Consider the following 14,788-nt stretch of genomic DNA (forward strand, 5'->3'; position numbering starts at 1 on the left):
TGATGAGCCTTACTAAACACGATCGGCATGCCATTCGCCTTCGACGATGACGCCGGCCAGGACGTTGCAGGCTTTTTCGTTTCTGCGTCGCTTTTGCATTTTTGTGCGATAGATCCCACTTCAGGGATCTCCCCTACCGCTCCTTCTGTCTCCGATGCCGTGGGACGAATAACCGGCTATACACACGACATCGCAGGCCGTGACTGACAGCTGACCCCACCTTCAACCAACTGACCAGTCACACCGATGGTCTGAGCCATACTACCAACTACAGCTACGACAGTTTGGGGCGTCTGACACAGATTACCGCCCCCTTGGGCAATACCGTGAAATTCACATCAGATAGCCAAGGGCGGGTGACGCAGATCACTGATCCCATCGGAGCGAATACCGCTCTCAACTATTCTCTTGGAGACCTCGCCAGCGTTAGTGACCCATTGGGGCGAACCACCAGCTACGTCACCGACAACGTGGGACGCGTCATGGCAATGACTGACACCGTGGGACGCCGCACCCTGATGGAGTACGACGTGTTGGATCGCAAAACCAGGATCACAGACCCGCCAAGAAGCGTGACCGGTTTTGCTTACGACACGAACAGTAATCTCCTGAGCGTCACTGACGCCAAGAACGGAGAGCATGCGTACACCTATGATGCTCGCGATCGTCGTATAACTTACACCGACCCATTGAACGCTACGCAAAGCTATGGTCTCGACGGCTTGGGTAATGTGACACAGTGGACCGCCCGCAATGGCGTCATCGCCACCTACACCTATGACGCCTTGAATCGCCGCACGCAATCAGCCTTCGGACAGACCTTGATTGGCAGTGGTCCCTCGTTGACAGCACCGGATGCCACCGTGGGCTACACCTTCGATGGTGGTAACCGTCTGACGCAGATTGTTGATACTCAAGGCGGCACGATCACCCGCAGCTATGACAATCTGGATCACCTGCTTAGCGAGACTACTTCCCTAGGCACCGTTTCCTACACCTACGATGCCGCTGATCGCCGCACCAGTATGACGGTGACGGGCCAGCCCGCTGTGAATTACACCTACGACGCTGGCAGTCGCCTGACCAATCTCAGTAACGGCAGCCAGAGCGCGGCGTTCACCTATGACGCGGACAACCGTCGTGCCACCTTGACCCTGCCCAACGGGGTGACCGTCAGTTACGGTTACGATAACGCCGGTCAACTGATCAACCTCAACACTTACACCTGGGATTCGCGCCAGCGCCTGAGCAAGACCGCAAAGTTCAAGAGGCCACCGATCAAATTAAAAAAAACCCCGGAAACTACCGAATTACAGGACCAAACTGCTCAACCACAGTGCATGACACATTTAGCGCCGGAGGAATAAACTCTATATATACAATATGGCCAAGACGACTGATGGAAAACTTAAAAGAAAATTACACCCCGGAGGCAAAATGAAACTCTCACGTCTTCTGATTTGGTCTGCAACTGCAGGAGCATTTACTCCTATCATTCTCCATATCATATGGCGCCTAGATAACAACATGCTTCTTCTTAGCAATAGTGCAAAAATAATATTACAAAAAATAACTTTAGCCTTATGGCCAAGTTCCTTTTTTATGCTAGCAGCAAGTGGCGATGAACCGTATTTATTATCCGTACTGGCAAATATTGCGCTTTATGGCATTCTGGGTATCGGCATATATTATGGGCTTACCAAACACTGGCTAATTCTAATATTCCCCATCCTGGGGACCTGCCTAATTTGGTGGGGTCTTTTCTCACTAAAATAAACAATGAGATTTTGTCATTACTCTGAGTATCATGGCAACGGCCCCAATCCGCATCCAGAGAGTGGTACCAATGGCCCATATGGTTTGCATAGGATTATCATCTTCAACGTTCCGGGGCGAACAGGAATGGGACTCCATTCAGGAAGAGCGAATAGCGGTGCACAAAACCATCCGACGCTGGTAGGCATCCGAACGACAGACGCTGCTATGGGATTCGTGCGTAATCTCATAACACCTGCCCCAGCAACATCCATGACTGCTATCATCAATAACGTCAATACTCCTCAGTTTGGTACCCAACAGTAGTGTGGTCGACAGGGTGATAATCATGATGCTCATCAGATTTTTATGCACTCGCTCCCTGACCTTCTTAGTCTTGTTGTTCGGACTTGGATTGGGATGTGTGTCACTCTCTCAGGTTTCGGCACACGGAAACTGCCCTCCCGAAATGAATAGCCAAGCAGGGTCTTTTTTAGTTGATGCGCGCGGAGATTGGCCCTCCCTTTTCAAGCATCAGAGAGTCTTCGCTTCTTGTGATGATGGTGAGCTTGGCGAGGGCTATTCTGAAGCAGTGGCGAACCTCTTCGCCCAAGAATGGGATCAGTTCGATACATTTGTTGCACTTGCAAAAACACACCCTGACTTTCAAAATTGGGCGATACGACATATCGATGCGACTGTCTCAGATGACGACCTAAATAGAATCATATTAAATTCCAACACATGCATTAATAATGCACCGGTGGAAAAACTTTGCAGGGTTATTCGACAGAGTGCTGAAAATGCCCTGATGGAATCTGCACGGATGCGACGATAAAATTTGGGGATAGGTTCTACGCCTATGTCAGCTGCATCCTTGCTGTATGACGCCAACGGCAATATGACCAGTGACGGCAGCAATACCTACACTTGGGATTCGCGCCAGCGCCTGAGCACACTCAAAGGCACCACGTCCGGGAGCTTCATTTATGAGGCGGCCAACAGACGCAGCCAGAAGACGATTGCCAGACAGACCACCGGGTATGTTTTCGATGGCCTCAACCTGGTGCAAGAGCTGACCGGTGCCGTCCCCCCGACGGTGCGAGCCAATCTCCTCACGGGCGGTCTCGATGAAATCTTCAGCCGCACCGAGGCGGCAGCACCTACAGCTACTTGGTTGATGCACTGGGTTCAACTCAGGTTCTCACCGACAGCAGCGGAGCGCTCACCACGCAATACACCTATGACCCCTACGGCAAGACCAGCAGCAGCGGCTCCACCAGTGCTAACAGCCAGCAGTATACCGGGCGGGAAAATGATGGCACGGGGGTCTATTATTATCGGGCACGGTATGACTCTCCTAGCTTTGGACGGTTTATCTCAGGAGATCCGATTGGCTTGGCTGGAGGGCTTAATATCTATGCATATGTTCGTTGGAATCCGTTGAGTGGAATTGATCCATTAGGTCTTTTCGATATCCTCGCTTATAGCCAATGGATGAATTATCACGCACATACAAGTTCTCAGCATCAATGCACGAAGTATGTTCGGCGAGGTCTCGAAGCTGGAGATGCAGATATTACTGGGCACCCTAGCGATGCGAGAAATTATGGGCTGACGTTGACAAACAATGGGTTTACGCCTATTCCTTCAGAAAATTACACTCCTCAAGCAGGTGATACCGTAGTATTTCAACCAAATCCTGGCGGAAATCCGTCTGGATATATTGAAATATTCATTAGTGATCAATGGGTGTCGAACTTCAACAAAAATCATTTCTCACCAGGCATCTAACATGAAAACTCGACATATCAAATATATCGAGCACCAAATCAATAATATAAAATCTATAACATTAGTCTACTTGCGAAACCTGGTATTCCTGCATATCGTTGGAGTGCCGCTTCTATTTGCACAACCTGCCTACCCACAAGATGCCGAATCGACAGACATTGTATATCAACTATATAAGAATTATGGTTGGGAGGCGCTATTCTCATCTCCAGATGATGCCAAGAAGAGCATTGGAGACCCTCTTCTAATGCAATCGAAGGAAGAACTCGAGAAGTATTTTGATGACAAACTTGTGCACCTCATTTTAAAGGAGGCAGACTGTATTGCAAAAAATCCCGGCGAGACTTGCAAGTTAGAGTTTAATCCAATATTTGCCTCACAAGATGCTTCCGCATCAGAATTAAGCATAAAGAGCATCAATCCAAGGCGCGTTGACGTGCAATTTGTTTATCCATCAAATCATGAAAAAATCAAGCTTTCGTATGTAATGATTGATTCTCCGAAAGGATGGAGAATTGCAGATATCAAATATATTGACAGTCATGCATCACTGAAGAATCTTCTGGAAAGATAAGGTAATGTAACCCCCACGGTACAGGCCAAATCTCCTCACGGGCGGCTTGGATGAAGTATTCAACCGCACCGAGGCCAGTGGCAGCACCTACAGCCACTTGGTTGATGCGCTGGGTTCAACCCCAAGCACTTGCCGACAGCACTGGCGCGCTCACCGCGCAATACACCTATGACCCTTATGGCCAGACCAGTAGCAGCGGCTCCGCCAGTGTTAACAGCAGCAGTACACCGATCGAAAAAATGATGGCACGGGTCTCTATTACTATCGGGCACGGTATTGCCAACCAGGTTTTGGGCGTTTTATCTCGGGAGATCCGATTGGTCTTGCGGGAGGGATAAATATATTTGTCTATGTATCGGGAAACCCGACAAATTTCATTGATCCATTTGGTTTAGAACTTGCCCCAGTGCAGCAGGCAGCTGTGGAGCTAGCAGCCCAAGACTGGTCAAGTTCCAACGCCCCATATGTCTGGGGCGGCGCTACGAAGACTGGGGCAGATTGTTCAGGATCCATTTCATTGATCTACAAACAAGCAGATATTGATATTGGACGAATGACAAGTGGCCAATTCTCTAGTAGCTTCCTCAAATAGAGATGTATGGAGCGCCTCACACACAGGAGGGCCAGTTTTTGGTCCCGCCAAAAGCTCCTGGTACGGCGCGCCGACTTTGTATCGTTACAAAGGAAATTAACCGATGAGCATTCCAAACATTAAGATCTTCATGATTGCAATTTCGTGCCTATTGCCGCCATTGACTGCATGGGCCAAATCACCCTGTGATGGTATTGACCGACGTTTAAACTTATCTGAAATACCGAAGCTACGCATAGAGGTGGGACATCAATTAAATGTCGACAACGTAGAGATTTTACAATCTTTTAAAAGCCTTAGCTGGACGATTTTGTATGCAGCCTCAGATGAGACTGACCCTGCATTTTTATTTTATTCAGACAACCCAATCAACCATCACTTTATAACTCTATGGAGTGGCGGAGCGAAGCCTGATGAGGAGCAAGCTATTAGTTCATGGCTTCAGAAAAACGCCAAAGGTATTCCTACCAATCTAGCGCAATGTTTTGTATGGCATGTGACGAAAGATCGAGACATGTAAACAAATCTCCGCTCGAAAAGCTAAAACATCTTTCCCCATGCTGGGGGGAAGATCGATAATTTAGGCCACATCAAACAAGGTCAAGCCCGACTCCCCACATTGCTTTACGGTGAGGGCGGCAGTTGTCAAATATACGCCCCCAAGCGACAATCAGTTGCAATGGCAGCTAATGCACCCGATTAGCCCCGGAACTCCGCATTCCACCGATCGCCTTGGTGACACAATAAACACCATGGATAGAACCAACAACATTATCAGCCCTGATGGAACTGAAAGAATTACAGCATCTGTTAGTCCATCGAATGACTTGTTTGACGACGAATGAGAACACCCTGCGTACGGGGGTAATTCTCCAGGAAAGATACTTCATTGATCTATTGAAAGGTGGTGCGCCATGATCATAAAAAAGTCGACACTTGAATTTTTGTTTACGCTACTCACACTTACAAGCTTAGGCATGCCAGCTTCGGGGAGTGATAGTTCACCCCATTGCCGAGAGGCAGTCATGATGTTTTTAACCACTCCAGAAAAGCGTACTCTTATTGCATTATCAGAAGCTAGCGAAACTGAATGCTGGTCGGTTATCGAGCAGTCGAACAGCAACCTCAACCAATTGATGCATTTGGTTGAACAAGGAAATGATTGGAGCGCTCAGTATTTAGTTGAGCACTTAAGAGTGCTAGATGGCGGAAATTTAGAAGACTCACTTATAGCGCTGGGGCTATTTTCTGACCACCATATGGAACGCTTATTGATTTTCGCGAAGAAAGGACAGCTCTCAAAGCAGGAACTCAGTGACACCTTAACCATGCTTCCACTTTCATTGAGTGATAATCCAGCGGGCCAATTGGATTATCTAAAGGCAAGAAGAAATCGAGTGATGCGCGTAACGAGAAAAAATCTATCTGAGCAAAAGACTCTAGCACTAAGCGCTATCGATAATTTTGAGTCCGAGATCAGGTCAAAAAACCCGCAACTCATTGAAAATCCTCAGCATTAGATTAGTGCTTTCATCACCCCCAAGCTCTACATCAAACTGGGCCGAGCCTCAATGTAACCACCTTGAAGGTTCGCCAGGCCAGAAAGACTGCTGTAAGAGAATTCTCGCCAGCAGCCAAGGCAGTGAGACGATCCTCTCTTCGAGCGGTTCGAGGATTAATCCCCTTTCGCATTTTCAGTCAAAGGCATATGTACATCTCCTCGTCTCGATCGATTGAGGAGAGATGTACGGGTTCCAGCAATGCGTCATCTATCTGAAAACCGGCATGCCCTGGGACCGGATTTCGACGTACGTTTTAATGTACAAAAAAGCGTGGCTGGGGGTGGTTCTCAGTAGAAATCACTGGAACGAAAAAAAGAGGCAAAAGCCTCTTTTTTCAATGCTGACAACAAAATACCGCGCAAAAAAAACGCCACTCAATGAGTGGCGTTTTTCTGTATTTGGAGCGGGAAACGAGACTCGCATCTAGCGTCCTACCCATTGAAATCTAAGGGTTTTCTTTTATTCCTGCTGCAGGAATGGACTTGATTCTGGACTTGTTTTCAGGGTGTATCAAGAGCAAAAAAGGAGTGAATCCACGCCACGCTATTGGAGCCTACCTATAGCCAACTGACGATTTTTGCGGCTACGAGGCCAGCTTTGAACTTGGTGTCATCGAACTTGTGCCGCCATGGATCAAGCTGCCAATAGGGAATGCGCTGACCGCGATTCCCCTGGCTCAGAAGCAGTAAGCGTCGAGCCTTGATATCGCGATTGATCTGATCGCGAGATTTACCTGCCAGCCTGGCGAAAACCAGCAGCGGCAAGTTACTCGAAACCTCAAACGTGGCCGACATTTCAGCTCGTTCACGCTGGATGTCAGACACGTGAGATTTGTGAGGTTTTTCTGTCCGTATCGGTGCAGGTACGGCAGGCGATCGGTTGCGCCCAAGGGGGGCTTTCTCGCTACTGACCAGCATCGTCGATGCGACGGTCGCCGGTACAAAGCTTCGGTAGCTGAGCCACAACTGCACTTGCCTTCGGATTTGAACGTCACCTAAATCGTCGAGCATCGAATTCAATAGCAGCTCGTCCTCACAGTCCAGAATCTTACGTGCAGGTTGACCGATTTCCAGATCAAGAGGTCAACAGCGACAGCGCGATCACGGCCTTCCAAGACGTGACTCCAAGCAGCAACAAATCCCGGTGCAATGAACATCCATGTTTTCACTCCAATAGTTCCCGTAGTCGTACACCTCACCGACCATCGACCGCTACAAGATCGATAGCACCAGTCCTGCTGCAGCGATGTACTCCGAGCAACGGGCAATACCTGCCCTCCCTTTTATCGCCTTCCGACCAGAAACCCATAGAGGGGACTTGCGCAACCAGTATTATGGTATACCATCATACGCACAGACACTCTTACCCTTACAACGGAGCAGCTCATGAGTTTCGAAATTCGCAAGATCGTCAGCTATGTCGAAGAAACCTTTATCGAAGGCGGCAAGGCTGCCGACAAGCCCGTGACCATGGTCGGGCTGGCCGTGGTGATGAAAAACCCTTGGCTGGGTCGCGGCTTCGTCGAAGACCTGAAGCCGGAGATCCGTGCCAATTGCTCCGACCTCGGCGCGCTGATGGTTGAACGCCTGGTGGGCATCATCGGCGGCGCCGAGAAGATCGAAGCTTACGGCAAGGCCGCGGTGGTTGGCGCCGATGGCGAAATCGAGCACGCCTCTGCCGTGATCCACACCCTGCGCTTCGGCAACCATTACCGCGAAGCGGTCAAGGCCAAGAGCTACCTGAGCTTCACCAACAAGCGCGGCGGCCCGGGCACTTCGATCCAGATTCCGATGATGCACAAGGACGACGAAGGCCTGCGTTCGCACTACATCACCCTGGAAATGCAGATCGAAGACGCGCCGCGCGCCGATGAAATCGTCGTGGTACTGGGTTGCGCCGATGGCGGCCGCCTGCACCCACGCATCGGCAACCGTTACATCGACCTGGAAGAACTGGCGGCCGAGAACGCCCAGTAATCCGATCAGTCACCACAACAAAAAAGGCATGCAGGAGCGCTCCATGATTCGGCTCACCGCTGAACGCACCCCGGCTGGCACCAGTTACCTGGCGACCGGCCAAGGCCAGCCCGTGGTTTTGATCCACGGCGTGGGCCTGAACAAAGAAATGTGGGGCGGCCAGGTCGTTGGCCTGGCCACAAAGTACCGTGTGATTGCCTACGACATGCTGGGCCATGGCGCCAGCCCGCGCCCGGAAAGCGGCACGCCCCTGCTGGGCTATGCCGACCAGTTACTGGAGTTGCTCGACCATCTGCAATTGCCTCAGGCAACAGTGATCGGTTTTTCCATGGGCGGGCTAGTGGCGCGGGCGTTTGCCTTGCATTACCCGCAACGCTTGCAAGGCCTGGTGGTGCTCAACAGCGTGTTCAACCGCAGCCCCGAACAGCGTGCCGGCGTCATCGCGCGCACCGCTCAAGCGGCCGAGCATGGCCCGGATGCCAACGCCGAAGCTGCGCTGTCGCGCTGGTTCAGCCGTGAATACCAGGCGGCCAACCCGGCGCAGATCGCCGCGCTGCGCCAGACCTTGGCGGGCAACGATCCGCAGGGCTATCTGACCACGTATGAGTTGTTCGCCACCCAGGACATGTACCGCGCGGAAGATCTGGGCAGCATTCAGGTGCCGACACTGGTCGCCACCGGCGAACTGGATCCCGGCTCGACACCGGAAATGGCCAAACAACTGGCCGAGCGAATTCCCGGCGCGACCGTTGCCGTGCTCGCCGAGCAGCGGCATATGATGCCCGTAGAATCGCCGCGCCTGGTCAACCAGCTGTTGCTGGAGTTTCTCGACACGGCAAACGCCCGACAAAACCAAATAAAGGGGATCGTTGCATGACACTCGCACGCTTCCAGATGTGCATCGGCGGTGAATGGGTCGATGCCCTCTCCGGCAAGACTTTTGAAAGCCTGAACCCTGCCCTGGCGCAAGCCTGGGCTGAATTACCCGATGCCGACGAAGCCGATGTCGAACGCGCCGTGCAGGCCGCGCAGACGGCTTTCGACAGCCCGGCCTGGCGCGGCTTGACCGCCACCGCTCGCGGCAAACTGCTGCGACGCCTCGGTGATCTGATCGCTGAGAACAAAGAACAACTGGCGCAGCTGGAAAGCCGCGACAATGGCAAGCTGATTCGCGAAACCCGCGGTCAGGTCAGCTACCTGCCGGAGTTTTTCCACTACACCGCGGGTCTGGCCGACAAACTCGAAGGCGGCACCCTGCCCCTCGATAAGCCCGATCTGTTTGCCTACACCGTGCATGAAGCCATGGGCGTAGTCGCGGCGATCATTCCCTGGAACAGCCCGCTGTACCTGACCGCGATCAAACTGGCGCCAGCTCTTGCGGCAGGCAACACCATCGTGATCAAACCGTCCGAGCACGCCTCGGCGACCATTCTGGAGCTGGCTCGCCTGGCGCTGGAAGCCGGGATTCCGCCGGGGGTAGTCAACGTCGTCACCGGTTACGGCCCAAGCACCGGCGCCGCCCTCACCCGCCATCCGCTGGTGCGCAAGATCGCCTTCACCGGTGGCGCCGCGACCGCACGGCATGTGGTGCGCAGCAGCGCGGAGAACTTCGCCAAGCTGTCGCTGGAGCTGGGCGGCAAATCGCCGAACATCATCTTTGCCGACGCCGACCTCGACAGCGCGATCAACGGTGCGATTGCCGGGATCTATGCGGCGTCCGGCCAGAGCTGCGTTTCCGGCTCGCGACTGCTGGTGCAGGACGACATCTACGACGAATTCGTCTCGCGTCTGGTTGAACGCGCCAAGCGCATCCGCATTGGCAACCCGCAGGAAGACAGCAGCGAAATGGGCCCCATGGCCACCGCGCAGCAATTGGCGGTGGTCGAAGGCCTGGTGGCCGATGCCATCGCCGAAGGTGCGCTCCTGCGCCTGGGCGGCAAGCGTCCAAAGAATCTGGGCGATGGCTGGTTCTATGAGCCGACCCTGTTCGAGTGCGACCGCAACTCGATGAAGATCATGCAGGAAGAAGTCTTCGGCCCGGTGGCCTCGGTCATCCGCTTCAAGGACGAAGCCGAAGCGCTGGCGATTGCCAACGACTCGCAGTTCGGCCTCGCCGCCGGCATCTGGACCCGCGACCTGGGCCGCGCCCATCGCCTGGCCCGGGACGTGCGCTCCGGGATCATCTGGGTCAACACTTACCGTGCGGTATCGGCCATGGCGCCAATCGGCGGCTTCAAGAACAGCGGCTATGGACGCGAAAGCGGCATCGATTCGGTGCTGGCCTACACCGAGCTGAAAACGGTGTGGATCAACCTGTCTCAGGCGCCAATGCCTGATCCCTTCGTGATGCGCTAGGAGACCGCCGACATGATCGAACCCGGCATTTATAAAGACGTCATGAGCTCGTTCCCTTCCGGAGTCACGGTGGTTACCACCCTGGACCCGGACGGCGGCATCGTCGGCATCACCGCCAGCGCCTTCAGTGCGCTGTCGATCGACCCGGCACTGGTGCTGTTCTGCCCCAATTATGCCTCCGACACCTACCCGATCCTGCGCGACAGCAAGCAGTTCGCGATTCATCTGCTGTCCGCCGACCAGACTGCCGAAGCCTATGCGTTTGCCGGTAAAGGCAAGGACAAGGCCAAAGGCATCGACTGGCACCTCAGCGAGCTGGGCAACCCGCTGCTGGGCAAAGCCACCGCGATTATCGAGTGCGAACTATGGCGTGAGTACGACGGCGGCGATCACGCGATCATCGTCGGCGCGGTGAAGAACCTGATTCTGCCCGAGCAACCGGTGACGCCGATGGTCTATCACAAAGGCAAGCTGGGCCCGCTGCCCGCGCTGGCCTGATATTTATCTTCAGGGGCGCAGGTCCATGTGGCAGCGCCCCCCACTTTCTTAGGAGCCGGCATGAGCCCAGCAGCCTTGCAACTGTTCCGCCAGCAGGCCTACATCGACGGCCAATGGCTGGATGCGCCCAACGGTGCCTGTCAGGACATCTTCAACCCGGCCAACGGCGAGCTGATCGGCCAAGTGCCCAACCTTGGCGCCGAACACGCGCGCCAGGCCATCGCCGCCGCCAATAATGCCTGGCCGGCCTGGCGCGCACTGACCGCCAAGGAACGCAGCGAGACGCTCAAGCGCTGGCATTCGCTGATGCTCGAAAACGCCGACGCCCTGGCGGAAATCCTCACCCTGGAACAAGGCAAACCCCTGGCCGAAGCCAAGGGTGAAATTCTCTACGCCGCAAGTTTCATCGAGTGGTTCGCCGAAGAAGCCAAGCGCATCTACGGCGACACCATTCCCAGCCACAAAGCCGATGCGCGCATTGTGGTCAGCAAAGAGCCGATCGGAGTCGTCGCGGCGATCACCCCGTGGAACTTCCCGTCGGCGATGATCACCCGTAAGGCCGGCCCGGCGCTGGCGGCCGGTTGCCCGTGCATCGTCAAACCGGCCCCGGAGACACCGTTCTCGGCGCTGGCCATGGCCGCGCTGGCGGAACAGGCCGGGATTCCACCGGGCATTTTCAACGTGATCACCGGCGACGCCGTGGCCATCGGTGGCGAACTGACTGCCAGCCCATTGGTGCGCAAACTGTCATTCACCGGCTCCACTGCAATCGGAAAGTTGTTGATGGCTCAGTGCGCGCCGACGCTGAAAAAAGTCTCGCTGGAACTGGGGGGCAACGCGCCCTTCATTGTGTTCGACGATGCCGACCTGGAGCGTGCCGTGGAAGGCGCGCTGATCGCCAAGTTCCGCAATGCCGGGCAGACCTGCGTCTGCGCCAATCGCTTCCTGGTGCAGAGTGGTATTCATGATGCTTTCGCCACGCGCCTGGCCGAACGCGTGGTGCAACTGAACGTGGGCGACGGTTTTGAGGCAGGCGTCACCCAAGGTCCGCTGATCAACGAACGCGCGGTGGCCAAAGTCGAAGACCACGTGCAGGACGCCCTCGCCCAGGGTGCACAACTGCTTTGCGGTGGCGACCGCCATGCGCTGGGCCACGGTTTCTTCCAGCCAACGGTGCTGGCCGGCGTAACCGGTGAGATGAAAGTCGCTCAGGAAGAAACCTTCGGCCCGCTGGCCGCGGTGTTCCGCTTCGACACCGAAGCCGAGGCCGTGCACCTGGCCAACGACACCGAGTTCGGCCTCGCCGCCTATTGCTACACCCGCGACCTGGGCCGGGCCTGGCGCATGAGCGAAGCGTTGGAGTACGGCATGGTCGGGATCAACGAAGGACTGATTTCCACCGAAGTCGCGCCGTTCGGTGGCATTAAGTCCTCGGGGCTGGGCCGCGAAGGTTCCAAGTACGGCATCGAGGATTATCTGGAACTCAAATACACCCTGATGGGCGGGCTCGACGACTTTGGGAGCACACAACGATGAGCAACGAAAAGTATGAAAAAGGCCTGAAAATCCGCACCCAGGTGCTGGGCGAAGCCTACGTGAACCGCTCCATCGAGAACGCCGACGACTTCACCCGGCCACTGCAGGAAATGGTCACCGAGTATTGCTGGGGCCACGTCTGGGGCCGTGAGGGTTTGTCGCTTAAAGAGCGCAGCATGATAAACTTGGCGATGATTTCGGCCCTCAACCGGCCGCACGAACTCAAGCTGCATGTACGCGGTGCCTTGCGTAACGGGCTGAGTCGTGAACAAATACGCGAAATTCTGCTTCAGGTCGGTATTTATTGCGGTGTCCCCGCTGCCGTAGACAGTTTCCGGCTCGCCCGTGAAGCCTTCGCCGAAGCCGATGCCGAGGCCTCCAGTTAACCCTTGGCTGCTGTGATGACCTGAGCACGATGATCCTCGATCGACGTGCTCTTTTTGCATGGACAGCCACACTCAGAGCGGACCCCATGAAACGCCTGCCACTCGACGACAGCTTCAAGGTCAATCGCAACCCCGTTACCCTGCGCGAAATCGTGCTGGATAAACTGCGTAGCGCCATCATGAACTTCCAGCTCCTGCCGGGAGACCGACTGGTCGAACGCGATCTGTGCGATCGCCTGGGCGTCAGCCGCACTTCCGTACGTGAAGCCTTGCGTCACCTGGAATCCGAAGGCCTGGTGGAGTTCGCCGACGCCAAGGGCCCACGGGTCGCGATCATCACCCTGGCCGATGCCGTCGATATCTATGAGCTGCGTTGCGTGCTCGAAGGCCTGATCGTTCAGCTGTTCACCCTGCGCGCCAAAGCCAAGGACATCAAGGCCCTGGAAAAAGCCCTGGAAGAAAACCGCAAGGCCCTCAAGGAAGGCGAACTGCAACAGGTCATCGATTCGGTGCAGGGTTTCTACGACGTGCTGCTCGAAGGTTCCGGCAACCATGTCGCCGCCACCCAGCTGCGCCAGTTGCAGGCCCGCATCAGCTACCTGCGGGCGACCTCGGTGTCCCAGGAAAACCGTCGCGGCAGCAGCAACCAGGAAATGGAACGCATGGTCGAGGCGATCAAGAGCGGCGATCCGCTAGCCGCTCACCAGGCTTGCGTCGACCACGTGCGCGCCGCCGCTGCTGTGGCTCTCGATTACCTGAAACGCAAACAGGAAGAAACCGGCGCGATCCCAGAGATCACGCTGCCCATCGCCCTTAAAGAACCGCGCATAGGTCGCTAATCATGTTCAGCCCGAGCTTTTGTCCGAAGTGTGGCGGCAGTGACCTGGGTCAGCAGCTACCGCCGGGCGATACGCACGAGCGCCTGATGTGCCGCGGTTGCGGCTACATCCATTACATCAATCCGAAAATCATCGCCGGTTGTATCATCGAACAGGACGGCAAGTACCTGCTCTGCCAGCGCGCGATCCCGCCGCGCCCTGGTACCTGGACGCTGCCGGCCGGCTTCATGGAAGCTGGCGAGACCACCGAGCAGGCAGCGCTGCGTGAAGTCTGGGAAGAAAGCGGTGTGCGCGCGGAAATCCTCTCGCCCTACTCGATCTTCAGCGTGCCGAAGATCAGCGAGGTGTACATCATCTTCCGCGCCATCGCGCTGGAGATCACCGGTCAGTATGGGCCGGAAACCCTGGACTACAAATTCTTCGCGCCCGAGGACATTCCCTGGGACAGCATCTATTATCCGGCGATCCGGCAGATCCTCGAACGCTATATCGAGGAACGCCAGGCCGGGGTCTACGGCATCTACATCGGCAACGACGACAGCGGCAAAATTCACTTCATCCGCTGATATCCCCTAGGGCGCCACGCCTTCGACAATGATCACTTCGGCCCGAGCCACGCCCTCGCGGTGCCGTTTCGCCTCTTGATATTGCTCGCTGTGGTAACAGGCGAGCGCCTGCTCGTAAGAATCGAATTCGATGACCACGCTGCGTTGCGGCGTGCGGCGACCTTCCATCGCTTCGCTGCGCCCGCCCCTGGCAAGCATCCGCCCGCCATATAACGCGAAGGCCGCCGGTGCCCGCTGGGTGTATTGGCTGTATTGATCGGGGTCGGAGACATCCACGTGAGCAATCCAGTACGCCTTCATAGTGACCTCTTGGTTTATTTTGTATTATGGTATACCAATAAATATACCCACCCAA

At 55.1% G+C, this 14,788-nt stretch carries 18 protein-coding genes and 1 pseudogene; 17 read left to right on the forward strand and 2 right to left on the reverse strand.

Features of this window, described 5'->3' with window-relative positions; all coding sequences use genetic code 11:
- Window positions 1-230: 230 nt before the first annotated feature.
- The 9 genes and pseudogenes from AC1DQM_RS05675 to AC1DQM_RS05715 all read left to right on the forward strand — a co-directional run bounded on the left by AC1DQM_RS05675 (window position 231) and on the right by AC1DQM_RS05715 (window position 6,235).
- Window positions 231-1,367 (forward strand): RHS repeat domain-containing protein, encoded by a 1,137-nt coding sequence (locus tag AC1DQM_RS05675; protein ID WP_256663703.1) that lies wholly within the window; start codon window positions 231-233, stop codon window positions 1,365-1,367.
- Between the two features lie 70 nt (window positions 1,368-1,437).
- Window positions 1,438-1,776, forward strand: a complete 339-nt coding sequence (locus AC1DQM_RS05680) for a hypothetical protein (protein ID WP_138867298.1) — start codon at window positions 1,438-1,440, stop codon at window positions 1,774-1,776.
- Between the two features lie 328 nt (window positions 1,777-2,104).
- Entirely contained in the window at window positions 2,105-2,593 is a 489-nt protein-coding gene (locus AC1DQM_RS05685; protein WP_138867297.1) for a hypothetical protein, read from the forward strand.
- Window positions 2,594-2,928: 335 nt separating this feature from the next.
- Window positions 2,929-3,549 (forward strand): RHS repeat-associated core domain-containing protein, encoded by a 621-nt coding sequence (locus AC1DQM_RS05690; protein WP_138867296.1) that lies wholly within the window; start codon window positions 2,929-2,931, stop codon window positions 3,547-3,549.
- Between the two features lies 1 nt (window position 3,550).
- Complete coding sequence (locus AC1DQM_RS05695) at window positions 3,551-4,123, forward strand: hypothetical protein (RefSeq protein ID WP_138867295.1); 573 nt, start codon at window positions 3,551-3,553, stop codon at window positions 4,121-4,123.
- A gap of 280 nt (window positions 4,124-4,403) precedes the next feature.
- Window positions 4,404-4,457, forward strand: a pseudogene (locus tag AC1DQM_RS05700) (hypothetical protein); the annotation flags it as partial.
- A gap of 6 nt (window positions 4,458-4,463) precedes the next feature.
- A complete protein-coding gene (locus tag AC1DQM_RS05705) occupies window positions 4,464-4,715 on the forward strand; it encodes an NlpC/P60 family protein (RefSeq protein ID WP_429556072.1) in 252 nt (83 codons plus the stop codon).
- A gap of 103 nt (window positions 4,716-4,818) precedes the next feature.
- Window positions 4,819-5,235 (forward strand): hypothetical protein, encoded by a 417-nt coding sequence (locus AC1DQM_RS05710; protein ID WP_018927722.1) that lies wholly within the window; start codon window positions 4,819-4,821, stop codon window positions 5,233-5,235.
- Between the two features lie 394 nt (window positions 5,236-5,629).
- Window positions 5,630-6,235: a hypothetical protein gene (locus tag AC1DQM_RS05715; protein ID WP_111454590.1), complete on the forward strand. Its 606-nt coding sequence runs from the start codon at window positions 5,630-5,632 to the stop codon at window positions 6,233-6,235.
- A 599-nt stretch (window positions 6,236-6,834) separates the two neighbouring features.
- Here AC1DQM_RS05715 and AC1DQM_RS05720 read toward each other — a convergent pair.
- Window positions 6,835-7,296, reverse strand: a complete 462-nt coding sequence (locus AC1DQM_RS05720; protein WP_370694448.1) for a hypothetical protein — start codon at window positions 7,294-7,296, stop codon at window positions 6,835-6,837.
- Window positions 7,297-7,662: 366 nt separating this feature from the next.
- Between AC1DQM_RS05720 and AC1DQM_RS05725 the strand changes: the two genes are divergently transcribed.
- The 8 genes from AC1DQM_RS05725 to AC1DQM_RS05760 all read left to right on the forward strand — a co-directional run bounded on the left by AC1DQM_RS05725 (window position 7,663) and on the right by AC1DQM_RS05760 (window position 14,433).
- Window positions 7,663-8,253 (forward strand): amino acid synthesis family protein, encoded by a 591-nt coding sequence (locus AC1DQM_RS05725; protein ID WP_018927718.1) that lies wholly within the window; start codon window positions 7,663-7,665, stop codon window positions 8,251-8,253.
- 43 nt (window positions 8,254-8,296) lie between these two features.
- The gene (locus AC1DQM_RS05730; RefSeq protein WP_064617118.1) at window positions 8,297-9,130 is read left to right on the forward strand and encodes an alpha/beta fold hydrolase; all 834 of its coding nucleotides are present in this window, start codon (window positions 8,297-8,299) and stop codon (window positions 9,128-9,130) included.
- Window positions 9,127-10,608 (forward strand): aldehyde dehydrogenase, encoded by a 1,482-nt coding sequence (locus AC1DQM_RS05735; RefSeq protein ID WP_138867294.1) that lies wholly within the window; start codon window positions 9,127-9,129, stop codon window positions 10,606-10,608. Before AC1DQM_RS05730 ends, AC1DQM_RS05735 begins: the two co-directional genes overlap by 4 nt.
- Window positions 10,609-10,620: 12 nt before the next feature.
- Window positions 10,621-11,106, forward strand: a complete 486-nt coding sequence (locus tag AC1DQM_RS05740) for a flavin reductase family protein (RefSeq protein ID WP_064617116.1) — start codon at window positions 10,621-10,623, stop codon at window positions 11,104-11,106.
- A gap of 60 nt (window positions 11,107-11,166) precedes the next feature.
- Entirely contained in the window at window positions 11,167-12,642 is a 1,476-nt protein-coding gene (locus AC1DQM_RS05745) for an NAD-dependent succinate-semialdehyde dehydrogenase (protein WP_138867293.1), read from the forward strand.
- Window positions 12,639-13,028, forward strand: coding sequence for a carboxymuconolactone decarboxylase family protein (locus AC1DQM_RS05750; RefSeq protein WP_008059553.1), 390 nt, complete (start codon window positions 12,639-12,641; stop codon window positions 13,026-13,028). Before AC1DQM_RS05745 ends, AC1DQM_RS05750 begins: the two co-directional genes overlap by 4 nt.
- 86 nt (window positions 13,029-13,114) lie before the next feature.
- A complete protein-coding gene (locus AC1DQM_RS05755; protein ID WP_018927713.1) occupies window positions 13,115-13,867 on the forward strand; it encodes a GntR family transcriptional regulator in 753 nt (250 codons plus the stop codon).
- 2 nt (window positions 13,868-13,869) lie between these two features.
- Window positions 13,870-14,433 (forward strand): NUDIX hydrolase, encoded by a 564-nt coding sequence (locus tag AC1DQM_RS05760; RefSeq protein WP_018927712.1) that lies wholly within the window; start codon window positions 13,870-13,872, stop codon window positions 14,431-14,433.
- A gap of 6 nt (window positions 14,434-14,439) precedes the next feature.
- Here the strand turns inward: AC1DQM_RS05760 and AC1DQM_RS05765 are convergent, their stop codons facing one another.
- Complete coding sequence (locus AC1DQM_RS05765) at window positions 14,440-14,733, reverse strand: DUF1330 domain-containing protein (RefSeq protein WP_138867292.1); 294 nt, start codon at window positions 14,731-14,733, stop codon at window positions 14,440-14,442.
- Between the last annotated feature and the right edge of the window lie 55 nt (window positions 14,734-14,788).

It is taken from the genome of Pseudomonas sp. 01L34 (genome assembly GCF_056400265.1).